Raw genomic sequence first — 22801 nt, forward strand, 5'->3', positions numbered from 1 at the left:
CCCGCCGGCCGGCGTACCGCACCCCGCCCCGGCCCACCCGACGGGCCACCGCGAGCCACCCGCAGAGCCCGCGTTCGAGCAGCCACAGCGGCGCGGCCAGGGCGGTGCCCGGGGGGAACACCGCCGTTCCGCCGGCCCGCCGCCGGCCGACCTCCGCCAGCGCCACCGCACCGGCCGCCCCGGCGGCCAACAGGCCCGGCCGGCGGGCCACCGACGCGGCCACCACCCCCGGCAGCACCGCCAGCGCCACCAGCAACCGCGCCGGTCGGGCCAGGTCGTCGTACGCCTGGCGGACCCGCTGGCCCCGGAAGTGCGCCACGGTCGGCGGCAGCCGGCGGACGTAGAGCCAGGCGGGGCTCGCCTCGGTGCCGCCGTAGGCGCGCACCGTGCGGACCAACTCCAGGTTCTCGAAGAGCACGTCCGGGTCGTAGCCGCCCATCGCCCGGAAGGTGCTGCGCCGCACCGCCAGGGTGCCCGGCCAGTCGACGCCGAACGCCCGGTTGAGCAGGGTCCGGCCGGTGTCCCACCAGGCGTGCCAGGGCAGCGGGTGGAAGTAGTTCTGCGGGCGGACCAGGTCGACGGTGTCCAGCAGCCGGTGCACCACCCGCAGCTCCGCCTCGGCGTACCGGACGTCGTCGTCGGCGATCACCACGTGTTCGTGCCGGGCCGCCGCCACCCCGGTCAGCACCCCGCGCACCTTGCCGTTGAGTCCGTGCACCGCCGGATCGGGGGGCAGGTGCCGCAGCAGGCCCTGCCACTGGGCGGCGTGCCTGGCGAACACCGGCGGCGGCGAGCCGTCGACCACTGTCACGTCGACCAGCCGGCACAGCGTGCGCAGGTAGCCGGTCAGTTCGTCCAGGCCGTCGGCGTCGGTCCGGTGCAGCGGCAGGACGTACTCGACGGGGAGCCGGAGCGGGTGCGGCGGCCCGCCCGCCACGGCGGCCGGGCGGGACCCGACCGGGGCCGGACGCGCGGACCCGGCGGGGGCGCTCACCCGAGCCCCCCGCGACGCCGGGCGGCTGGCCTGCTGCGGACGTCGGTGAGCACCAGTCCGCTGGGCGGCAGGGTGGGCACCTGGGACAGGTCCAGGGTCAGGTCCTGCGGCGGCAGCCGGTAGTCCATCGCCCCGGTCAGCAGGCCGACCGCCTGTTTCATCAGCTCGATGGTGATCCACTCCCCGGCGCAGCGGTGGCCGCCCAGGTGGCCGCCCCCGCCCTGCGGCACGAAACCGTACGGGTCGTCCCGCCAGCCGGCGAACCGCTCCGGGCGGAACCGCTCCGGCTCGGACCAGAGCCGGGGATGGTGGTTGGTGCCGTACAGGTCGAGCAGCACCCGGCGGCCGGCCGGGAAGTGGTGCCCCTGCCACTCGAAGGGGTGCCGCACCCGGGCGAAGGCGACCGGGAAGAACGGGTAGAAGCGGCGGACCTCCTGGACGAACCACTCGGTCGGCTCGTCGCCGGTGCGCACCCGCTCGCGCCAGTCCGGATGGTCGTGCAGGGCCAGGGCGGCGAACAGCACGTACCGGTCGACGGCCACGGTGGGACGCAGCACGTTGATCAGTTCCACGGCGGCGACCCGGCGGGGGAGCAGCCGCCCCTCGGCGTCGCGGTGCTCGGCGATCACCGCGAGCGCGCTGCCCTCGGGCGCGGCCACGGTGCCGACCCGTACCCGTTCCACCAGGTCGGCGATCCAGCGTTCGGCCCGCAGGCGGCCGAGCAACCCCCGCCAGTGCCGCGGGCCGAGCGCGGCCGGTCCGTCGATCATCGCCTGCATCTGGGCGTTGCGCCGGCCGACCTCGCTCTCCGGCAGCGGTACGCCCGCCCAGGCGCAGACAGCCCGCAGCAGCATCGGACCGACCTCGTCGCGGAGCACCACCGGGCCGGCGTCGCCCCAGGCCGCCAGCCGGATCCGCCACTGGTCGGCGAAGAGCCGGCCGATCCGCTCGACCGCCGAGGGCGTCATGACCGACATGAACATGGCCTTGCGGTCGGCGTGGGCCGCACCGTCCAACCCCTGCACCCCACCCTGCCCGGTCAGCGTCCGCTGCCCCCGCTTGGGCGCCGCACCGGCGCGCCGGAACCGCTCCGGGTCGTAGAACAGTTCCGTCGCGGCCCGCCCGCGCAGGAAGATCGTCGGCTCCAGCAGCAGCCGGGCGGTGAAGATGTCCGTGTCGTAGCGCTCACACCGGTTGCTGATGAACCGGTAGCCCTCGCGGAAGAACGCCAGCGTGCTCTCCGGGCTGCGGTCGGCCGGGGTGGTGGCCATCGGGCTCTCCTGACGCGGTGACGGTGGGCGGACCCGGCTGGTCGGCCTTGGGTGGTCTACCCGGGTTTGGGGGCCTGAATCCCGCCGCGCCGCCAGCCGGTGACCGGGTGCCCGCTGGCCCCTCCCGGGCCGCCGCGAACCTGGTTGGCTCGACACCGGGCCACACGGGCGGCCGTGGGGCGTCGACGACGGGAGGACCGGATGCGGGAGAACACGCCGCCGTACTGGCGGCAGCGACAGGTGGTCGACGTGCTCGGCCGGGCCGGTGGGGACCACCCGCCGGGGCGGCCGCTGCTCGCCCGGCCGCGCCGGCCGTCCCGGCGCTTCACCGTGCACCTCGGGTTCACCGCCGACGGGCCGGAGCACGCCCGGGAGTTGGCGGTGGCGTATGCGGAGGCGCTGAGCCTGCTGCGCCCGGAACTGGTGCTGGCCTCGGTCGCGCTGTCCCCGGCCGACGCCTGGCGGGACGCGGAGCGGCTGTTCTGTTCCGCCGTCGGCCCGGACGGCGACCGCTGCGTCGACGTCGCCGGCCACCCCGGGTTCCACCACGCCCCGGGGCCGGGCGGGCTGGGTTGGGGCGAGGGGGACGGGTGAGCCGTCGTCCGGGCACCGTCGCGCCGGCCCTGGTCGGGGCGGGTCGGCGCGGGGCTGCGGTCGCCCGACGGGCCGGTGCCCCCGGGCGCGGGGCGGGTCGCCGCGTACCGCCCGGGGGCCGCCGCCAGGCGGTCAGTCCAGGTCGAATTCGCCGTCCTGGGCACCGGCGACGAACGCGTCCCACTCGGCCTGGGTGAACACCAGCACCGGGCCGTCCGGCTCGGCCGAGTTGCGCATCCCGATCAGGTCGTCCACGAAGGCCACCTCGACCGCGCTGTCGGAGGTGTCGCCCTCGGCTCGCTGCCAGACCGCCCGGGACAGGTCGAAGTCGCCCTTGGGGTGCTGACCCATTGTTGATCCTCCATTGCCGCGCGTATCGGGGAGCCCGGCCGGCTCCCCGTCGGGCAGGATAAGCGGATGCCGAGCCTGACCCGTGTAGAGGCGACCGCGCGTCGCGCACTGATCGATGTCGAGTCCTATCAGGTGGACCTCGATCTCACCGTTGGCGACGAGCGGTTCCGCTCGACGACCACCATCCGGTTCCGCGCCGCCACCCCCGACGCCGAGACGTTCGTCGAGGTCAAGCCCGCGGTGCTGGAGGCGGTGCGGCTCAACGACCGGGAGCTGGACCCGGCGGCCCTCGCCGACGGCCGGTTCCCGCTCACCGGGCTGGCGGCGGAGAACACCCTCACGGTCACCGCCGAGATGGCCTACACCAACACCGGCGAGGGCATGCACCGCTTCGTCGACCCGGCCGACGGCGCGACGTACCTCTACGCGATGTCCTTCCTGGACGAGGCGCCGCGCATCTTCGCCGCCTTCGACCAGCCCGACCTCAAGGCCCCGGTGACCCTCACGGTGACCGCGCCGCCGCAGTGGACGGTCGCCGGCAACGGCCCGCTCGCCGCCAACCCGGCCCCGGGCCGCTGGGAGTTCGCCCCCACCGCACCCCTGGCCAGCTACTTCGTCACGCTGATCGCCGGCCCCTGGCACGTCCGGCGGGACAGCCACGGCGACATCCCGCTGGGCGTCTACTGCCGGCAGTCGTTGGCCGCGCACCTCGACGCCGACCTCGACGAGATCCTCACCGTCACCAGGCAGTGCCTGGACCGGTTCCACCAGCTCTTCGCCGAGCCGTACCCGTTCGTCAAGTACGACCAGGCGTTCGTGCCGGAGTTCAACGCGGGCGCGATGGAGAACCCGGGCCTGGTCACCATCCGCGACGACGACGTGTTCCGGTCGGCGGTCACCGACAGCGAGCGGGAGCAGCGGGCCACCACCATCGCCCACGAGATGGCCCACATGTGGTTCGGTGACCTGGTCACCATGAGCTGGTGGGACGACCTGTGGCTGAACGAGTCCTTCGCCGAGTACCTGGGCACCCGGGTCACCGCCGAGGCGACCCGGTTCGACCGGGCCTGGACGACCTTCGCGATCCGCCGCAAGGCGTGGGGGTACGCCGCCGACCAGCGCCCGTCCACCCATCCGGTCGCCCCGCAGGAGGTCGCCGACGCCGCCCAGGCCCTGCTCAACTTCGACGGCATCTCGTACGCCAAGGGCGCCAGCGTGCTCCGCCAGCTCGTCGCCTGGCTCGGCGACGACGCCTTCCTGGCCGGGCTCAACCAGCACTTCGCCGCCCACCGGTTCGGCAACGCCACCCTGGCCGACCTGCTGGCCAGCCTCAGCGCCGCCAGCGGGCGGGACCTCACCGACTGGGCCGACCGCTGGCTGCGTCATTCACAGGTCAACACGCTGCGGACGGAGATCTCGGTGGACGCCGACGGCCGGTGGTCCTCGGTGGCGGTGGTGCAGACCGCGCCGCCTGAGCACCCGGTGCTGCGCCCGCATCGGATCGCCGTCGGCCGGTACGCCCCCGACGGCGCGGTGGAACGGGTCGAGGTCGATCTCGATCCGGCCGCCGACGGCGGGCGCACCGCGCTTCCCGCGCTGACCGGCCGGGCCGCCGGGCTGCTCCTGCCCAACGACGGTGACCTCACCTTCGCCAAGATCCGGCTCGATCCGGCGTCGGTGGACGCGGTCGGCACGGTGCTGCCCACGCTCACCGACCCGCTGGCCCGCGCCCTGCTCTGGGAGGAGGCGCTGGACGCCGCCACCGACGGCGAGCGGCCGGTGTCGGCGGTGGTGTCGCTGCTGACGGTGGCCCTGCCCACCGAGACCGAGGTGGCCGTCGCCGAGAGCGTGCTCGCCCGCAGCCGCAACCTGGTCGACCGCTACCTCGACCCGCTCGCCCGGGACGCCGCACTGTTGCGGACGGCCGACGCCTGCGCCGCGCTGCTCGCCACCGCCCCGGCCGGCGGGTCGCTGCAACTGGCCGCCGCGCGGGGGCTGCTCTCCGCCACCGCCGACGCCGACCTGCTCGCCGGGTGGCTCGCCGGCCGGGGCGTGCCCGACGGGCTGGCCGTCGACGCCGAGCTGCGCTGGGCGCTGCTGCGTCGGCTGGTGGTGCTGGGCGCGGCCGGCGAGACCGAGATCGCGGCCGAGGCGGCGACGGACCGCAGCGCCACCGGCGCGGAACGGGCGGCCCGGTGCCGGGCGGCCCTGCCGGAGGTGGCCGCGAAGGAGGCCGCCTGGGAGATCGTCACCCGGGACACCACCCGCTCGAACCGGCTCGTCGAGGCGGCGGCCGAGGGGTTCTGGCAGCCGGAACAGGCCGAACTGACCGGCACGTACGTCGACCGGTACTTCACCGAGATGCCGGCGGCGGCGCGGCGGCGTACCCCGTGGGTGGCCGAACGGGTCGCCCGGCTGGCCTTCCCCCGCTACGCCGTGGCGCAGCCCACGCTGGATTCGGCCGCGACCCTGCTCACCCGGGACGACCTCACCCCGGGGTTGCGCCGCAGCGTCGTCGACGCCGCCGACGACCTGCGCCGGGCCCTGGTCGCCCGCACGGCGGTCGCCGCGGCCGCCGCCTGACGGTCGGTCCGCGCCGGGCCCCGGCGGGCCCGGCGCGGGGCGGCCTACGATCATGGGGTGGAGGACGACATCCGACGGATCGGCATCATGGGCGGCACCTTCGACCCGATCCATCACGGTCACCTGGTGGCGGCCAGCGAGGTGGCGGACCGGTTCGGCCTGGACGAGGTGGTCTTCGTGCCGACGGGGCAGCCGTGGCAGAAGGCGGACACCCCGGTCAGCCCCGCCGAGGACCGCTACCTGATGACGGTGATCGCCACCGCCTCCAACCCCCGGTTCCAGGTCAGCCGGGTCGACATCGACCGCGGCGGCCCCACCTACACCGTCGACACCCTGCGGGACCTGCACCACGAGTACGGCCCGAAGGCGCAACTGCACTTCATCACCGGCGCCGACGCGCTGGAGCGGATCCTGTCCTGGAAGGATCTGGACGAGATCTTCGCGCTGGCCCACTTCATCGGGGTGACCCGGCCCGGGTTCGAGCTGACCGACAAGCACCTGCCCGCCGACACCGTCAGCCTGGTGCAGGTGCCCGCGATGGCGATCTCCTCGACCAACTGCCGGGAACGGGTCGGCCGTGGGGAACCGGTCTGGTACCTGGTGCCCGACGGTGTGGTGCAGTACATCGCGAAACGGCGGCTCTACCAGCGGTGATTACGACCGGTAGCTCCCACTTCGTCCCGGTAAGCGGCCAGAACTGACAAGTCGTCTCCGCGCCGGGTGTGAGACGCTTGACGGGTCGCACTGTTGATCGAAGGAGAACGGTGACAGTTTCCGAACGCGCTCACGAGCTGGCGATGGCCGCCGCCCAGGCCGCGGCCGACAAGAAGGCGCAGGACATCGTCATCATCGACGTGGGTGACCAGCTCGCCATCACCGACGCGTTCCTGGTGGCCTCGGCGCCCAACGAGCGTCAGGTGATGGCCATCGTCGACGCCGTCGAGGAGCGTCTGCTGGAGCTGCCCGAGAAGGCCAAGCCGGTTCGCCGCGAGGGTGAGCGGGGTGGCCGCTGGGTGCTGCTCGACTACGTCGACATCGTGGTCCACGTCCAGCACACCGAGGAACGTGAGTTCTACGCCCTCGACCGGCTCTGGAAGGACTGCCCCCAGCTTCCGTTCGTCGACCGCGACCTGGTCGAGGCCGACGCCGCGGGTGCCGCCGCCGAATGACCCGCCTGATCATCTGGCGGCACGGCAACACCGACTGGAACGCCAACGGTCGGGTGCAGGGGCAGATCGACGTACCCCTCAACGACCTCGGCCGGGAGCAGGCCAGCGCCGCCGCCCCGCTGCTCGCGGCGCTGCGCCCGGCCGTCGTCGTCGCCTCCGACCTGTGCCGCGCCGCCGACACCGCCGCCACGCTCACCCGGCTCACCGGCCAGCCGGTACGCCCCGACGCCCGGCTGCGGGAACGGCACTTCGGCCAGTGGCAGGGCCTCGCCCTCACCGACGCCGCCGTCCGGTTCCCCACCGAGCACGCCCGGTGGCGGGCCGGCGACCCGGACCCGGGAGCGGGCATCGAACCCCTCGACGACCTCGGCAAGCGGGTCGGCGAGGCGTTGCTGGCCGCCGCCGAACTGGCCGACGGGGGCACCGTCGTGGTCGCCACCCACGGCGGCGCGGCCCGACAGGGCGTCGGTCAGCTCCTCGGCTGGGACCACACCGTGCTGCGCAGCATCGGCTCGCTGGCCAACTGCCACTGGACCGAACTGCGCCACAACGACCTGCGGGGCTGGCACCTGCGGGCGCACAACGTCGGCCCGATCGCCCCGCCGCCGCCACCGGCCGAGCCGGTCTGAACCGACCGGTCCGCCGAGCCCTGGGCCGGCCGGTCGGGGCGGGTGGTCGCGGCATCGGCTAGCGTGCCGGGCATGTCCGTCGCGGTCGTCACCGACTCCACCGCCTACCTTCCACCCGGGCCGGTGCGGGCGCACCGGTTGACCGTGGTGCCGCTCACCGTCGTGCTCAACGGCGCGGAAGGGCTGGAGGGCGTGGAGACCCTCCCCGCCGACGCCACCCGGGCCCTCGGCGGCCGGCGGGTCTCGGTGAGCACGTCCCGGCCGTCCCCGGCGCAGTTCGCCGCCACGTACCGGCGGCTGCTGGCCGACGGCGCGGACGGCGTGCTGTCGGTGCACCTGTCGGCCGAACTGTCCGGCACGGTCGACGCGGCCCGGCTCGCCGCCGCCGAGGTCGGCGACCGCGTCGAGGTGGTCGACAGCCGGTCCACCGGCATGGGGCTGGGCTTCCCGGCGCTGGCCGCCGCCACCGCCGCCGAGGCGGGCGTCGACCTGCCCGGGGTACGCGCGGCGGCGCTGTCCGCCGTCGACCGGACCACCATCTTCTTCTACGTCGACACGCTGGAGTTCCTGCGTCGGGGCGGCCGGATCAACGCGGCCGAGGCGCTGCTCGGCACCGCCCTGTCGGTCAAGCCGATCATGCACATGCCGGACGGCGCGATCGTGGTGCGCGACAAGGTGCGTACCGCCAGCCGGGGGGTGGCCCGCCTGATCGACCTGGCGGTCGAGGCCGCCGCCGACGCCGAGGTGGACCTCGCGGTGCACCACCTCGCCGCCCCGCACCGTGCCGAACACCTCGTCGAGGCGCTCACCGCCCGCCTCGGTGACCGCCTGCACGACACGTACGTCTCCGAGGTCGGCGCGGTGGTCGCCGCCCACGCCGGGCCGGGCCTGGCCGGTGTCGTGATCCACCGCCGGCAGGCCTGAACCGGTCGGCCGCTGTGCCCGCCGGCCGGTCGGAACGGGGCCGGCCGCAGTGCCCGTCGGCCGGGCTCCGCATAGCAGATCCGGCCATGATCAGGCGGTTGTCCACAGCCGCCGTCGCCGTCCACAGCCGACCTCCGTCGGGCTGAACGGGTGCCGCCCACCGGCCTAACCTCGCGCCGTGTCGGAGGACGAGGAAACCAGGGTGCGGGGACGGCTGTACCGGCTGACCGCCGGGGTGTCGGCGGTGGCGCGGACGGCGGGCCCGCCGCAGCCGCCACCCCGCCCGTACGGGCCGGGGGCGTTCCGCGTACCGGGTGGGGCGTCCCCGCCGGAAGCGGGTGCGGCCGGGACGTCGACCCGCCGCCCCGGACCGGCCGTCGACGCCGGCTCCCTCGACCTCGGCGACTACCTCGACGGTGCTCCGCGCGGCCCCGGGGCGCATGACGGCCCTCCCGACGCCGGTCCCCGCCGTCACGACGACGGCCCTCCCGACGCCGGTGCACGTCGTTACAGCGACGGCCCCCGCGACGTCGGTTCCCGCCGTGCCGACGACGGTCCCCGTGACGGTGGGGACCGGCGTCGGGCGGGGGACGATCCGGCCCTGTTCCGCCCCGGTGACCTGGACCACCGGCATCCCGACGACGGTGACGACCCGGGACCGGCCGCCCGGTTGCCCGGTCCCGGTGTCTTCGACCCCGGCCGGCGCGGGGTCCGGGCGTTGGCGGTCGTGGCGGTGGCCGTGGTGCTCGGCGCGGGGTTCTGGGCCTGGCGGTCCCGCCCACAGCCGGAACCGGTGCGCCCGGCGACGACCGTGGCCGGGCCGGAGTCCTCCGGCGGGCCCGCGTCCGGCCCGGCCGTCGCGCCGACCGGCGAGCTGGTGGTGGCGGTGGCCGGCCGGGTCCGCCGCCCCGGTCTGGTCCGGGTGCCGGCCGGGGCGCGGGTCGCCGACGTGGTCGAGGCGGCCGGCGGGGCTCTGCCCGGCACGGACGTGGCACTGCTCAACCCGGCCCGGAAGGTGGCCGACGGGGAGCTGATCCTGGTCGGCGTCACCGCCCCACCCGGCGCGACCGGCCCCGGTGCGGCCCCGGCCGGGCCGGCGGCGGCACCCGGCGGGGCGGCGTCGGGCGGCCGGGTCAACCTGAACACCGCCACGTTGGCCCAGCTCGACGCGTTGCCCGGGGTCGGCCCGGTGCTCGCCCAACGCATCCTCACCCACCGCGACCAGCACGGCGGCTTCCGCAGCGTGGGCGACCTGCGCCAGGTCGACGGCATCGGCGACGCCCGGTACGAACAGCTCAAGGACCTGGTGACGGTGTGACCGCCGACCGTGCACCCGACCTGCGGCTGGCCGGGCTGGCGGTGGCGGCCTGGTTGGCGGCGCTGGCCTGCCTGCACCTCACCACCCGTACGGCGGTCCTGCTCGCCGTGGGTGCCGCCGTCCTCGCCGCCCTGCTCACCGCGCACCTGCTCGCGGTGCTGGGCACCCCGGCCGCCCCGGCCCGCCGGTACGGCTGGATCGCCGTCGCGGTGCTGCTCGGCGTGGTCTGCGGCGGCGCGGCCACCGCGGCCCGGCTGCACGTGCGGGACGCCGCACCGCTGCGTCCGCTGGTCGACGAGCGGGCCCGGGTCACCGTCGACCTGGTGCTCCGCGACGATCCCCGGCCGGTACGCGGGGCACCCGGCCGCCCGGCGACCCTGCTCGTCACCGCGCAGTCGAGCGTCCTCACCGATCCGCAGGGCCACCGCCTCCGGGTCCCGGTACGCCTGCTCGTGCTCGCCACCGACCCGGCCTGGCGGGGTCTGCTGCCGGGACAGCGGCTGACCGTCCAGGGCCGGCTCGCCGCGCCCCGGGGCGGCGACCTCACCGCCGCCGTGCTGACCGTCTCCGGCCCACCGGTCCGGGACGGGCCACCGCCGTGGCTCCAGCGCGCCGCCGGCACCCTGCGGGCCGGTCTGCACCGGGCCTGTGCGCCGCTCCCGCCCGAACAGGGTGGTCTGCTGCCCGGCCTGGTCGTCGGGGACACCAGCCGGTTGCCGGCCACCGTGGAGGAGGACTTCCGGGCCACCGGGATGACCCACCTCAACGCGGTGTCCGGGTCGAACGTGGCGATCGTGGTCGGCGCGGTGCTGCTGGTGGCCCGGTGGGCCCGCGCCGGCCCCCGGCTGGCGGCGGTCCTCTGCGGGCTCGCCCTGATCGGCTTCGTCGTCCTGGTCCGGCCCTCGCCTAGCGTGGTACGGGCGGCCACCATGGGGGCGATCGGCCTGGCCGCGTTGGCGGTCGGGCGGCCCCGGGCCACGTTGCCGGCGTTGGCCGCGGCGGTGACCGTGCTGGTGCTCGTCGATCCGGAGCTGGCCGGGGACGCCGGCTTCGCGCTGTCGGTCCTGGCGACCGGCGGGTTGCTGCTGCTCGCCCCGGGCTGGCGCGACGGGCTACGGCGGCGGGGCGTACCGGCCGGGTTGGCGGAGGCCCTCGCCGTCCCGGCGGCGGCCCAACTCGCCTGCGGGCCGGTGGTGGCCGGCATCTCCGGCACGGTGAGTCTGGTTGCGGTGCCGGCCAACCTGCTCGTGGTGCCGGCGATCGCCCCGGCCACGGTGCTGGGGGTGACGGCGGCGGTCGTCTCGCCGGGGTGGCCGGCCGGGGCGGAGTTCGCCGCCTGGCTGGCGAGCTGGCCGGCCTGGTGGCTGGTCACCGTGGCCCGGGTGGGGGCCCGGCTGCCCGCCGGCACCCTGCCCTGGCCGGGCGGGCTGCCGGGTGCGTTGCTGCTGGCCGGGCTGACCCTGGGGCTGCTGCTGGCCGTCCGCCGGCCGCTGGTGCGTCGGCTGGTGGCGGTCGGCGCGGCGGCGGTGGTGCTGGGCACCCTGCCGGTCCGGCTGCTGGCGAGCGGGTGGCCGCCGGCCGGTTGGGTGGTGGTGGCGTGCGCGGTCGGGCAGGGGGACGCCGTCGTGCTGCCGGTGGCGGACGGCCGGGCGGTGGTGGTGGACGCCGGTCCGGAGCCGTCGGCGGTGGACGGTTGCCTGCGGCGGCTCGGGGTACGCGAGGTCTCCCTGCTGGTGGTGAGCCACTTCCACGCCGACCACGTCGGTGGCGTGGCCGGGGTGACCCGGGGGCGGCGGGTGGCCATGGTGCTCACCCCGACCCTGGCCGAGCCGGTGGCGGGGCGGGAACTGGTGACGGCCGCCGTCGGGTCGGCGCGCCGGGTGGTGCCAGCGGCCGGCTGGTCGTACCGGTCGCCGGGGGTGGAGGTGGTCGCTCTCGGGCCGCCCTACCCGCTGCGGGGCACCCGGTCCGACCCGAACAACAACTCGCTGGTGCTACGGGCCACGGTGGCCGGCGTACGCGTCGTGCTGCCCGGGGACGCGGAGACCGAGGAGCAGCGGGCACTGCTGGACCGGGTGCCGCCGCACGCGCTGCGGGGCGAGGTGCTCAAGGTGGCCCACCACGGCAGCGCGTACCAGGACCCGGCCTTCCTCGACGCGGTCCGGCCGGCGGTGGCGCTGGTGCCGGTGGGGGTCGACAACGACTACGGGCATCCGAGCCCGGTGATCCTGGACCGGCTCGCCCGCTCCGGTGTGCGGGTGCTGCGTACCGACACCGACGGGGACGTGGCGGTGGTGGTCCGTTCCGGCCGGCTCGCGGTGGTCAGCCGGGGCCTGCCGCCGGGCCACCGGTGACCCGCCGGGCCACCGGTGACCCGCCGGGCCGCCGATGACCCGACGGGCCGGCCTTCCCGGTGACCCGGTGACAGTCGTTCCGGTGGCCTGCCGGCGGGGTGGACCCGGTGACCCGGCGGCGTGGCCCGTCGACCTGGCACCCGAGGGGACAGAGGCGAGAGAAAATCCGGACCGGAAGGGATATTGCGTGCACTGGATGGCAATCGAGGTAAATGTCTATATTTGCGTTGAGTGCGGGGTGGGCCGTCGCGGCCGTCGATGAGCAGGCGCGATCCTCTGCCGAGCCGTGCCAAGATGAGCGACGTGACCGGCGTCGACCTTGCTCCTATTCTGCTCGTCCTCGGCGACGAGGAGCTGCTCGCCACGCGCGCGGTGACCGAGGCCGTGGCGAAAGCCCGCAGCGTCGACCCGCAGGTCGACGTCCGGGAGTACCAGGCCGGGGCGCTGGCCGTCGGCGAGATCGCCGAGATGCTCAGCCCCTCGCTGTTCGGTGGGCGACGGGTGCTGGTGCTGCGCGCCGCCCAGGACGCCCGCAAGGACCTGGTCACCGCGCTGCTCGACTACGCCCGGAATCCCGACCCGGACGTCCAGCTGGTGGCCCTGCACCTGGGCGGCGGCAAGGGCAAGGCGTTCGCCGACGGGCTGCGGGCCGCCGGTGCCACTGTCGTTCCGGCCGCGAAGCTCAAGGGGCACCGGGAGCGGGTGGCGTTCGTCCGCGACGAGATCCGTCGGGGCGGTGGCAGGTGCACCGACGACGCGGCCGAGGCGTTGATCGCCGCCGTCGGCACCGACCTGCGGGAGCTGGCCGCCGCCTGCTCGCAGCTGATCGCCGACACCGACGGGCGGATCGGCGCGGACACGGTGGCCCGTTACTACCGGGGCCGGGTCGAGGTGAGCGGCTTCACCGTTGCCGACGCCACCATGATCGGCGACGTGCCGGCCGCCCTGGAGGCCTTGCGCTGGGCGTTGCACGTCGGGGTCGATCCGGTCCCGATCGCCGACGCCCTCGCCGACGGGGTCCGCACGGTGGCCCGGGTCGCCGCCGCCGGCCGGGGCGACCCCTACCAGCTGGCGAGCACCCTCGGCATGCCCGCCTGGAAGATCAAGAATGCCCAGCAGCGGGCCCGGGGCTGGACCCCGGAGGGCCTGGTCGAGGCGATGCGGGCGGCGGCCGAGTGCAACGCGGCGGTCAAGGGCGGCGCCGACGACCGGGGGTACGCCCTGGAGAAGGCGGTCTTCTCGGTCGCCGCCGCCCGGCGGGGCAGCGGCCGGTGACCGGCCCCTCCCGCCCGGCGGTGGGGCACGGTGGCCGGGTGACCGGCCCTGCCCGCCCGGTGGCGGGGCGCGGCGGGCCCGGATGGTCGGTCATGCCGGCGGACGACCGCCGCTACCGGCCGCTCTACGCCCGGCTGCTCGGTCTGCGCATCGTCAACCCCGGCGGGGTGCTCTGCTTCCTCTTCTTCGAGGGGGCGGTGGCGTTCGCGGTGCTCCTCGCCCTCGCCGAACTGGTGAGCTGGTGGGCGGTGGCGGTGCTGCCGCTGGCGGTGGCGGTCATGGTCAAACTCAACGACGAGGTCGCCGGGCGGGTGGTCCACTCGGCGGCACTGGTGCCGGAGCAGGAACGCGACCGGTTCCGGCGGGAACTCGAACCGGTCGTCGGTCGCGCCCCGGTACGGTACCCGCTGCCCGGCACGGTGGTGACCGACGCGCCCGTACCGGGGAAGCCGGCCGGGCCGCCGCCGCGTTCCCGGCGTTACCACGGCTAGCCCGACCACGGTCGTGGTGCCACGACACCGCCGGGACGAGACGGGCGGCCGGCGCAGCGGCACCGCCGGGGAGATGCGGCGCGCCGCCGCCAGGGAAACACACAGCCGAGAGCCCCGGGGTGGTGCCCCGGGGCTCTCGGTCAGGTGTGGGTTACTCGGTCAGGCCGAGAACGAGTCGACGCGCTTCGCGATGGCCGACTTCCGGTTGGCCGCCTGGTTGGCGTGGATGACGCCCTTGCTGGCGGCCTTGTCGAGCTTGCGGGCGGCGTCACGCATCAGGGTGGTGGCCTTCTCGGTGTCACCAGCCTCCGCAGCCTCGTGGAACTTCCGGATGGCGGTCTTCAGCGACGACTTGACCGACTTGTTACGCAGCCGGCGCTTCTCGTTCTGCCGGTTGCGCTTGATCTGGGACTTGATGTTCGCCACGCGACAGCCTCGTCTTGATAGCTCGGTTTGGTCTGCAATCCGCGTGCGACGAGCATGCGTCATCGCCACGCGAAAAGCCAGGCTACCAGGTCGGCCGGGACGAGCCAAAACGCCCTGCCCCCGACCGAACCGGTCCGGCCCGCCGACAATGACCGGCCGGTCCGGCCGGGCTGGTGTCAGTGCCAGCCCTGCCGGGCGGCGAGCCAGCGGAGTGCCTGTTCCCCGCTGAACCGCCGGTGCGCCCCGAGCAGCGCCGACGTGCCTGCCGGGTTCCCACCGGCCGGCTCGACCGTCCCCGCGCCCGACGCGGCATCGGCCGTCGCCGGTGGGCCGGCGGCGGTGAGGTAGTAGCCGGCGAGCGCGGCCAGGGTCACGTCCAGGGCGTCGGGCGGGGCGTCGACCGCTGCCGGATGCGCGGCGAAGACCTCGTCCAGCCCGGCCCCGTCGGCGTACCCGGTGATCAACAGGCCGGCCAGGTCGAACCAGGCGGGGCCGTGGCAGAGCCAGTTCCAGTCGCAGAACCAGGCCCGGCCGGCGGGGTCCAGCAGCACGTTGTCCACCCGCAGGTCGCCGTGGGCCAGGCCGGGCGCGGCCGCCGCGTACCCGGGCAGGCGGGACTCCAGGGCGACGAGTTCGGGCAGCCGGTCGCGGGCCGGCGGGATCAGCGGGGGCACCGGCTCCCGCCCGGCGGCCACCTCCTCCCACCACAGGATGTCGGAGCGGGCCAGGTCGGCCAGCCGGGGCAGGCCGAGCGCGGTCAGCCCGGCGGGTGGGTCGGTCAGCGCGGCGGCGACCCCGGCGTACCCGGCGAGCACGGCGGCCAGCTCGGCCGGGTCCCAGGGCAGGCGGGGCGTCCGTCCGTCGACGGCGTCCAGGCCGACCGCGTACCAGCCGGCCGCGTCGAGCGCCCAGTGCGGGCGGGGCACCGGCAGGCCGGCCGGCAACCGGGCGAGGACGGCCGACTCCCGGGCGTACCAGTCGGCCAGGTGGCGTTGGCGGGCCAGGTCGGCGGCCTTGACGAAGACCCGCGCGCCGGTGGCCGTGGTGAGCACGGCGGCGAAGCCGCCGGTGAAGCCCGCGGTCGCGGTCCGGGCCGCGACCACCGGCGCGCCGAGCCGGCCGCTGACCGCCTCCCGCAGGCCGTCGGGCAGGTCCCGCCAGTCGGGTCGCACGGCGGTCCGGTGGTACGGCGGCGGCGTCGCGGACACCCCACCATCGTGCCCGGTCCGGCCGGGCCCGGCGACCGGCCGGGTGGGGCCGGGGGCCGGCACGGGTCTGGGAGACTCCAGGCCATGAGGACCGACGACTTCTGGCAGTTGATCGACCAGGCCCGCGCCGGGGCCGGGGGAGAGGCCGACGCGGTCGCCGCGCGGGCGGTCGCGCTGCTCGCCGGGCGCACCCCGGAGGACATCGTCGGGTACGCGCACCACCAGCAGCGGGTGCTGGCCGCCTCGTACCGGGTCGACCTGTGGGGTGCGGCGTACCTGATCAACGGGGGTGCCTCCGACGACGGGTTCGAGTACTTCCGGGGCTGGCTGATGACCCAGGGCCGGGCGGTCTTCGCCGCCGCGGTGGCCGACCCGGATTCGCTGGCCGGGCTGCCCCGGGTGCGGTCGGCGGCGCTCAGCGGCGAGGAGTTCGAGTGCGAGGACATGCTGGCGGTGCCGTGGGACGCGTACCGCAAGGCGACCGCGGCTGAGCTGCCGACGCAGCGGGACCCGGTGCGGATGCCGGACCTCAACGACTTCTGGGACTTCGACGACGAGGCGGAGGCCCGTCGGCGGCTGCCGAAGCTCGCCGCCCTCTTCGTCGAGCCGCCCGAGGAGTGAGCCGGGGGATTGAGCCCGGGGAGTGAGCCACCGGTGGGGCCGCCGTCGGGTACCCCAGGAGTGATCGGACCGGGTTCGGGGCGACGTGGGAGCATAGAGGGGGCCGACGGCGTGTCGGCCCGCTCACGTCAGCCGACCAGAACGGACCGCTGTGCCACCGACGCTCGATCCCGGCGCGAACGCTCCTGGTGCCACCGACCCGGCGCGCATCCGGAACTTCTGCATCATCGCCCACATCGACCACGGGAAGTCGACCCTGGCCGACCGGATGTTGCAGCTCACCGGCGTGGTCGATCCCCGGCAGATGCGCGCGCAGTACCTCGACCGGATGGACATCGAGCGCGAGCGCGGCATCACCATCAAGAGCCAGGCCGTCCGGATGCCGTGGACCATCCGCGAGGGCGAGCGGGCCGGTGAGCAGGCCGTCCTGAACATGATCGACACCCCGGGCCACGTGGACTTCACCTACGAGGTGTCCCGGTCGCTCGCCGCCTGCGAGGGGGCGCTGCTGCTGGTCGACGCCGCCCAGGGCATCGAGGCGCAGACGCTGGCGAACCTCTACCTGGCGCTGGAGAACGATCTCAAGATCATTCCGGTGCTCAACAAGATCGACCTGCCGGCCGCCCAGCCCGAGAAGTACGCCGAGGAGCTGGCCCACCTGATCGGCGGCGACCCGGCCGACTGCATCAGGGTGTCCGGCAAGACCGGCGACGGCGTGCCGTACCTGCTCGACGAGATCGTCAGGCAGTTCGTCCCGCCGGTCGGCGACGCCGACGCGCCCGCCCGCGCGATGATCTTCGACTCGGTGTACGACGTCTACCGGGGCGTGGTCACCTACGTCCGGGTCATCGACGGTCGGATCAGCGCCCGGGACCGGATCAAGATGATGTCCACCGCCGCCGTGCACGAGCTGCTGGAGATCGGCGTCATCTCCCCCGAGATGGTCAAGGCCGACGCGCTCGGCGTCGGCGAGGTGGGCTATCTGATCACCGGGGTGAAGGACGTCCGGCAGTCCCGGGTCGGTGACACCGTCACCATCAACGCCCGGCCGGCCACCGAGGCGCTCGGCGGCTACAAGGACCCGAAGCCGATGGTCTACTCCGGCCTCTACCCGATCGACGGCTCGGACTACCCCAACCTGCGCGAGGCGCTGGACAAGCTCAAGCTCAACGACGCCGCGCTCGACTACGAGCCGGAGACGTCGGGCGCGCTCGGCTTCGGCTTCCGCTGCGGCTTCCTGGGCCTGCTGCACCTGGAGATCATCCGGGAGCGGCTGGAGCGGGAGTACAACCTCGACCTCATCTCCACCGCGCCGAACGTGGTCTACCGGGCCATCACCGACGACGGTGAGGAGATCGTGGTGACCAACCCCAGCGAGTACCCCACCGGCAAGATCGCCGAGGTGTACGAGCCGGTGGTGCGGGCCACCGTGCTCACCCCGAACGACTACGTGGGCGCGGTGATGGAGCTGTGCCAGGGGCGGCGGGGCAGCCTGCTCGGCATGGACTACCTCTCCGCCGACCGGGTGGAGCTGCGCTACACCCTCCCGCTCGCCGAGATCATCTTCGACTTCTTCGACCAGCTCAAGAGCCGTACCAAGGGGTACGCCTCGCTGGACTACGAGCCCTCCGGCGAGCAGGCGTCCGACCTGGTCAAGGTGGACATCCTGCTGCACGGCGAGCCGGTGGACGCGTTCAGCGCGATCGTGCACAAGGACAAGGCGTACAACTACGGCACGACGATCGCGGCGAAGCTGCGCAACCTGATCCCGCGCCAGCAGTTCGAGGTGCCGATCCAGGCGGCCATCGGCAGCCGGGTGATCGCCCGGGAGACCATCCGCGCCATCCGCAAGGACGTCCTCGCCAAGTGCTACGGCGGTGACATCAGCCGTAAGCGCAAGCTGCTGGAGAAGCAGAAGGAGGGCAAGAAGCGGATGAAGATGGTGGGCCGGGTCGAGGTCCCCCAGGAGGCCTTCATCGCCGCGCTCTCCTCGGACTCCGCAGACGCCAAGCCGGCCGGCAAGAAGTAGCCGCCGCGGCGGCGCGGACGTCCGGCCGGTCCGGGTCGGCCGCGCCCCGGCGGCAGGGCCCGTCCCGTGCCCCACGACGGCCGTCGGCCCGGTGTTCCGACCGGGTCGCCGGCCGTCGGCACGCCCGCCCCCGGTGTCGTACGGACGAATTTTTCCGCCCTCCCCGCTGCTGCGGACGGGCCGACGCGAGTGTCCTGATCTGCGCGGACATCGACGGTCGGCAAACCGACGCAGCGGCGTCGGATCGACGTGCGGCGACATGTGTGGTGCTGAGTCGGTTTGGTTTTCCGGCGGGTCGGGAACCTAGCTGTCACGACAGGAACCACACATCCCGTGTGACTCAATCTTCAGGAGGAGGGCGACCGTGGAGTTCACCGTCTGGGGCATCATCACCGCGCTCGTTGTTGGTCTCATCGTCGGCGCTCTGGGCCGTCTGGTCGTGCCGGGCCGCCAGAACATGCCGATCTGGCTGCACATGCTGATCGGTGTGGGCGCGGCCCTGCTGGGCACCGTGCTGGCCCGCGCGATGGGCATCGCCACCGAGACCGCCGGCATCGACTGGACCGAGCTGCTGGTGCAGGTCGTCCTCGCCGCCATCGCCGTCGCCCTGGTGGCCGGCGTGGGTCGCCGCCGCGGCGTCACCCACCGGTAAGTCAAGCGGCACCGTCGAGCGGGCGCCTGACCCCACGGGGTCGGGCGCCCGCTCGCGTGCGCGGGTCGGGGCGGCGGGGGCCGTCGCCGGTGGCGGGCGGTCTAGACCAGATCGTTACCGGAGTCGGTTTGGGAATTCTCCGCTTCGGGAACCTATCGATCGCCACAGCAACAAACACCTCACCAACGACATATCTACTGAAGGAGGACGGCCGTGGAGTTCACCGTCTGGGGCATCATCACCGCGCTCGTCGTCGGTCTGATCGTCGGCGCGCTCGGTCGCCTGGTCGTGCCGGGCCGCCAGAACATGCCGATCTGGCTGCACATGCTGATCGGTGTGGGCGCGGCCCTGCTGGGCACCGTGCTGGCCCGCGCGATGGGCATCGCCACCCAGACCGCCGGCATCGACTGGGCCGAGCTGCTGGTGCAGGTCGTCCTCGCCGCCATCGCCGTCGCCCTGGTTGCCGGGGTGGGCCGGCGTCGGGGAGTCACCCACCGGTGACCCCATCCGCCGGTCGGTGACCGACCGGCACGGACCAACTCAGCGGATGCCCGCCCCCGGTTCGGGGGCGGGCATCCGCTCGTCGGGACGGTGGCCGTCGATCCGTCCGGGCCGTCGCGGGGCCTGCCCGAGTGGCCCCCGCCTGCGATACGGTCGCCTCGCCGAACGTCCCGCCGTCCGCCGCCGCACCGTCGACGGTCCGCCCGTGCGGGGCGGCACCCACCCCCTGTCGTAAAGGAAATTTTCCTACTAGGGTGCGGCTGAGAAGGTTAATGCCGGACGGCGCGAGGGAGATGTGGCGTGAACAGGTGGAAGCGGCTGACCCCGGTCACCGCCGTCGTGGCCTCGGCCGTGATGGTGCTCGCCGGTTGCGGCGGTTCCGGCGACGACGAAGCCGCCGACGACAGCAAGCTGACGGTCTGGATGATGGGCGAGGGGAGCGACGCCCAGACGGCGTTCCTCGACGGCGTCGAGACCGAGTTCCGGCAGAAGCACCCCGACACCGACGTGGTGGTCCAGTACGTCCCCTGGCTGGAGGCGCCGAAGAAGTTCCAGGCGGCGCTCGCCGGCGGCGAGGGCCCGGACGTCACCGAACTGGGCAACACCGAGACCCAGGGCTGGGCGGCCCAGGAGGCGCTCGCCGACATCTCCGGCCGGTTCGGCGGCTGGGCCGAGGGCAGGGACGTCCTGCCCGACCTCGTCCGCAACGCCCAACTCGACGGCAAGCAGTACGGCGTCCCCTGGTACGCCGGGGTCCGCGCCGTCTACTACCGCACCGACTGGTTCGCCGAGGCCGGCGTGCAGCCGCCGAAGACCTGGGACGAGCTGGTCTCGGTCGCCAAGGCGGTGCAGGCCAAGAAGCCCGGCAGCTACGGCATCGCCCTGCCGGGCAACTCCGAACTGCCGTTCTACTCCTTCCTCTGGGGTGCCGGCGGCGAGATCGCCACCGAACAGGGCGGCACCTGGAAGTCCGGCTACACCAGCCCCCAGGCGCAGCAGGCGGTGAAGTTCTGGACCGACCTGGTGACCGTGCACAAGGTCGCCCCGCCCGCCGCCGCCGGGTGGAACGAGATCGACGCCCGTACCCAGTTCGCCACGGGCAAGGCGGCGATGGCCTTCGCCGGCAGTTGGCAGGCCGGCGCGATCAAGAAGGACAACCCCGACATCGAGAAGGTCTGGGGGACCTTCCCCATCCCCGGCCCGGACGGCGGCCCGGCCCCCGCCTTCGCGGGTGGCTCGGACATCGCCCTCTGGCAGGACAGCAAGCGGCAGGACCTGGCCTGGGACTACCTGACCGTGCTGCTGAGCAAGAAGAACGCGAAGACCTTCGCCGGCAGCCTCGGCTTCTTCCCGGTCTACTCCGACCTGGTGCAGGGCGGCGACTACGCCGACGACAAGCTGATGGCGGCGTTCGCCAGCGCCATGCAGCGCACCCGGGTGACCCCGCTGACCCCGAAGTGGGTGGAGGTCAGCCGGACGAAGACGGTCACCCAGGCGATGAACAGCTCGGTCATCAAGGGCCAGAAGTCGGTGCAGCAGGCCACCGCCGACGCCGCCGCCGAGATGGAAAGCATCCTCAACGCCAAGTGAGCACCCTGACCGAGCACACCCCGACGGCCGCCGCCCGGGACACCCCCACGCGGCGGCGGCCCCGGGTGGACCGCCTGCCGTACCTGCTCCTGCTGCCCTGCCTGGTCGTGATCGGGGTGCTGCTGCTCTGGCCGCTGGGCCAGGTGGTGGCGATGTCGTTCTTCCGGCTGAACAGCGTCCGGCAGTTGCGCGGGGACCGGGAGTGGCCATTCGTCGGGCTGGCCAACTACACCCAGATCCTCGGCGACCCGTTCTTCCGTACGGTGCTGCGCAACACCGTGCTCTTCGCGGCGGCGAACGTGCTGCTGACGATGGTGCTGGGCACCCTGGTCGGGCTGCTGCTGCACCGGCTCGGCCGGAAGATGGCCACCTTCGTGGCCAGTTGCGTGATGCTGGCCTGGGCCACCCCGGCGCTGACCGGCACGATCGTCTGGAAGTGGATCTTCGATGACACCTCCGGCCTGGTCACCTGGGCGTTCAACGCCCTGCCGGACGGGCTGTCGCAGGCGCTCTTCGGCCGCACCGACTGGTCGGGTTACGGCTGGTTCAACTCGCCGCTGCTGTTCTTCGCGATCCTGACCCTGGTGGTGGTCTGGCACTCGTTCCCGTTCATCGCGGTCAGCGTGCTCGCCGGGCTCAAGAGCGTGCCGAGCGAGCTGCACGAGGCGGCCCGGGTCGACGGGGCCGGCCCGTGGACGGTGTTCTGGAAGATCACCTTCCCGCTGCTGCGGCCGGTCTTCGGCATCCTGGTGGTGCTCTCCACCATCTGGGACTTCAAGGTCTTCACCCAGCAGTTCGTGCTGGCCGGCGGCACCCAGGACCGGCCGACGTTCATGCTGTCGATCTACTCGTACGCCGAGGCGTTCTCCCCGCCGCCCAAGTACGGCGTGGGCTCGGCCATCGCGGTCATCCTCACGCTGATCCTGCTGGTGGTGACCGGCCTGTACGTCCGGATGGTGCTCAGGCAGGAGGACGCGTCGTGAAGAAGGTCGCCCTCAACGGCGCGGGCCTGCTGGTGGCGCTCTTCGCCGCCTTCCCGGTCTACTGGATGGTCGCCACCTCGCTGAAACCGAACCGGGAGATCTTCTCGGCCACGCCCCGGCCGGTGCCCGCGCACCCCACCCTGGAGCACTACCGGGAGATCCTCACCGGCAACCTGATCCCGGGCGTGACCTTCGGCGACTTCCTGCTCAACAGCGTGCTGGTGGCCGTCAGCACGGTCGTGCTCAGCGGGCTGGTGGCGCTGCTGGCCGCGACGGCGGTGGCCCGGTTCCGGTTCCGGCTGCGGACCACCTTCCTGATCATGCTGCTGGTGGTGCAGATGATCCCGCTGGAGGCGCTGGTCATCCCGCTGTTCCTGATGATCCAGCGGCTCGGCCTCTACAACACCCTGCCCAGCCTGATCCTCACCTACCTGGGCTTCTCGCTGCCGTTCGCGGTGTGGATGCTGCGCGGCTTCGTCGCGGCCGTGCCGAAGGAGCTGGAGGAGGCCGCCGCCATCGACGGGGCCAGCCGCGCCCAGACGTTCCGCAAGGTCCTCTTCCCACTGGTCGCGCCGGGGCTGGTGGCCACCAGCATCTTCTCCTTCATCACCGCCTGGAACGAGCTGATCTTCGCGTTGACCTTCGTCAACGACCAGAGCCGCTACACCCTGCCGGTGGCGATGACCTTCTTCTTCGGCCGCGACGACACCGCCTGGGGGTCGGTGATGGCCGCCTCCACCCTGTTCACCCTGCCCGTGATCGTCTTCTTCCTGCTGGTGCAGCGGCGGATGGTCTCCGGTCTGGTGGCGGGCGCCGTCAAGGGCTGAGCCGGGACGGC

At 74.0% G+C, this 22801-nt stretch carries 22 protein-coding genes; 17 read left to right on the forward strand and 5 right to left on the reverse strand.

The features are described from left to right. Window positions 1-994: glycosyltransferase family 2 protein (locus B5D80_RS14310; RefSeq protein ID WP_245854573.1), on the reverse strand; the 994-nt coding region annotated here is incomplete at its 3' end. Beyond that, window positions 991-2265 (reverse strand): cytochrome P450, encoded by a 1275-nt coding sequence (locus B5D80_RS14315; protein ID WP_088644362.1) that lies wholly within the window; start codon window positions 2263-2265, stop codon window positions 991-993. The genes B5D80_RS14315 and B5D80_RS14310, both read right to left, overlap by 4 nt. A gap of 201 nt (window positions 2266-2466) precedes the next feature. On the opposite strand from B5D80_RS14315, the gene B5D80_RS14320 reads away from it, so the two are divergent. Beyond that, window positions 2467-2859 (forward strand): hypothetical protein, encoded by a 393-nt coding sequence (locus tag B5D80_RS14320; protein WP_088644363.1) that lies wholly within the window; start codon window positions 2467-2469, stop codon window positions 2857-2859. Between the two features lie 132 nt (window positions 2860-2991). Here B5D80_RS14320 and B5D80_RS14325 read toward each other — a convergent pair whose 3' ends face one another. Next, a complete protein-coding gene (locus B5D80_RS14325; protein ID WP_067312494.1) occupies window positions 2992-3210 on the reverse strand; it encodes a DUF397 domain-containing protein in 219 nt (72 codons plus the stop codon). Between the two features lie 66 nt (window positions 3211-3276). Here B5D80_RS14325 and pepN point away from each other — a divergent pair, with 66 nt between their 5' ends. The 9 genes from pepN to B5D80_RS14370 all read left to right on the forward strand — a co-directional run bounded on the left by pepN (window position 3277) and on the right by B5D80_RS14370 (window position 13953). Then, a complete protein-coding gene (gene pepN / locus B5D80_RS14330) occupies window positions 3277-5793 on the forward strand; it encodes an aminopeptidase N (protein WP_088644364.1) in 2517 nt (838 codons plus the stop codon). A gap of 57 nt (window positions 5794-5850) precedes the next feature. After that, window positions 5851-6447, forward strand: coding sequence for a nicotinate-nucleotide adenylyltransferase (gene nadD, locus B5D80_RS14335; RefSeq protein WP_088644365.1), 597 nt, complete (start codon window positions 5851-5853; stop codon window positions 6445-6447). A 110-nt stretch (window positions 6448-6557) separates the two neighbouring features. Then, window positions 6558-6962, forward strand: a complete 405-nt coding sequence (gene rsfS, locus B5D80_RS14340) for a ribosome silencing factor (protein ID WP_088644366.1) — start codon at window positions 6558-6560, stop codon at window positions 6960-6962. Continuing rightward, window positions 6959-7591 (forward strand): histidine phosphatase family protein, encoded by a 633-nt coding sequence (locus B5D80_RS14345; RefSeq protein WP_088644367.1) that lies wholly within the window; start codon window positions 6959-6961, stop codon window positions 7589-7591. The genes rsfS and B5D80_RS14345 overlap by 4 nt, the downstream gene beginning before the upstream one ends. Before the next feature lie 72 nt (window positions 7592-7663). Then, window positions 7664-8515, forward strand: coding sequence for a DegV family protein (locus B5D80_RS14350; RefSeq protein ID WP_088644368.1), 852 nt, complete (start codon window positions 7664-7666; stop codon window positions 8513-8515). A 619-nt stretch (window positions 8516-9134) separates the two neighbouring features. Then, the gene (locus B5D80_RS14355; protein ID WP_425437209.1) at window positions 9135-9833 is read left to right on the forward strand and encodes a ComEA family DNA-binding protein; all 699 of its coding nucleotides are present in this window, start codon (window positions 9135-9137) and stop codon (window positions 9831-9833) included. After that, entirely contained in the window at window positions 9830-12187 is a 2358-nt protein-coding gene (locus B5D80_RS14360; protein ID WP_088644369.1) for a ComEC/Rec2 family competence protein, read from the forward strand. Before B5D80_RS14355 ends, B5D80_RS14360 begins: the two co-directional genes overlap by 4 nt. 294 nt (window positions 12188-12481) lie before the next feature. Further along, window positions 12482-13462: a DNA polymerase III subunit delta gene (gene holA, locus B5D80_RS14365; protein ID WP_088644370.1), complete on the forward strand. Its 981-nt coding sequence runs from the start codon at window positions 12482-12484 to the stop codon at window positions 13460-13462. A 92-nt stretch (window positions 13463-13554) separates the two neighbouring features. Further along, window positions 13555-13953 carry a hypothetical protein gene (locus tag B5D80_RS14370; protein ID WP_088644371.1) on the forward strand — a complete coding sequence of 133 codons (399 nt, stop codon included), beginning with the start codon at window positions 13555-13557 and terminating at the stop codon, window positions 13951-13953. A 159-nt stretch (window positions 13954-14112) separates the two neighbouring features. On the opposite strand, the gene rpsT is transcribed toward B5D80_RS14370, so the two are convergent. After that, complete coding sequence (gene rpsT, locus B5D80_RS14375; protein ID WP_088644372.1) at window positions 14113-14379, reverse strand: 30S ribosomal protein S20; 267 nt, start codon at window positions 14377-14379, stop codon at window positions 14113-14115. A gap of 176 nt (window positions 14380-14555) precedes the next feature. Then, complete coding sequence (locus tag B5D80_RS14380; protein WP_088644452.1) at window positions 14556-15587, reverse strand: phosphotransferase family protein; 1032 nt, start codon at window positions 15585-15587, stop codon at window positions 14556-14558. An 84-nt stretch (window positions 15588-15671) separates the two neighbouring features. On the opposite strand from B5D80_RS14380, the gene B5D80_RS14385 reads away from it, so the two are divergent. From B5D80_RS14385 to B5D80_RS14415, 7 genes are all read left to right on the forward strand, one after another. Next, window positions 15672-16208 (forward strand): DUF4240 domain-containing protein, encoded by a 537-nt coding sequence (locus tag B5D80_RS14385; RefSeq protein ID WP_088644373.1) that lies wholly within the window; start codon window positions 15672-15674, stop codon window positions 16206-16208. 151 nt (window positions 16209-16359) lie between these two features. Continuing rightward, on the forward strand, window positions 16360-18237 hold the full coding sequence (gene lepA / locus B5D80_RS14390) for a translation elongation factor 4 (RefSeq protein ID WP_088644374.1): 1878 nt from the start codon (window positions 16360-16362) through the stop codon (window positions 18235-18237). 364 nt (window positions 18238-18601) lie between these two features. Further along, window positions 18602-18889 carry a GlsB/YeaQ/YmgE family stress response membrane protein gene (locus B5D80_RS14395; protein ID WP_088644375.1) on the forward strand — a complete coding sequence of 96 codons (288 nt, stop codon included), beginning with the start codon at window positions 18602-18604 and terminating at the stop codon, window positions 18887-18889. Between the two features lie 213 nt (window positions 18890-19102). Next, the gene (locus B5D80_RS14400) at window positions 19103-19390 is read left to right on the forward strand and encodes a GlsB/YeaQ/YmgE family stress response membrane protein (protein WP_088644376.1); all 288 of its coding nucleotides are present in this window, start codon (window positions 19103-19105) and stop codon (window positions 19388-19390) included. Between the two features lie 300 nt (window positions 19391-19690). Then, window positions 19691-20980, forward strand: coding sequence for a sugar ABC transporter substrate-binding protein (locus B5D80_RS14405; protein WP_088644377.1), 1290 nt, complete (start codon window positions 19691-19693; stop codon window positions 20978-20980). Then, a complete protein-coding gene (locus B5D80_RS14410) occupies window positions 20977-21963 on the forward strand; it encodes a carbohydrate ABC transporter permease (RefSeq protein ID WP_088644378.1) in 987 nt (328 codons plus the stop codon). The genes B5D80_RS14405 and B5D80_RS14410 overlap by 4 nt, the downstream gene beginning before the upstream one ends. Beyond that, on the forward strand, window positions 21960-22790 hold the full coding sequence (locus tag B5D80_RS14415) for a carbohydrate ABC transporter permease (RefSeq protein WP_088644379.1): 831 nt from the start codon (window positions 21960-21962) through the stop codon (window positions 22788-22790). The genes B5D80_RS14410 and B5D80_RS14415 overlap by 4 nt, the downstream gene beginning before the upstream one ends. The last annotated feature ends 11 nt before the right edge of the window (window positions 22791-22801 follow it).

The sequence above is a fragment of the Micromonospora wenchangensis genome, from assembly GCF_002210435.1.
GTDB lineage: Bacteria > Actinomycetota > Actinomycetes > Mycobacteriales > Micromonosporaceae > Micromonospora > Micromonospora wenchangensis.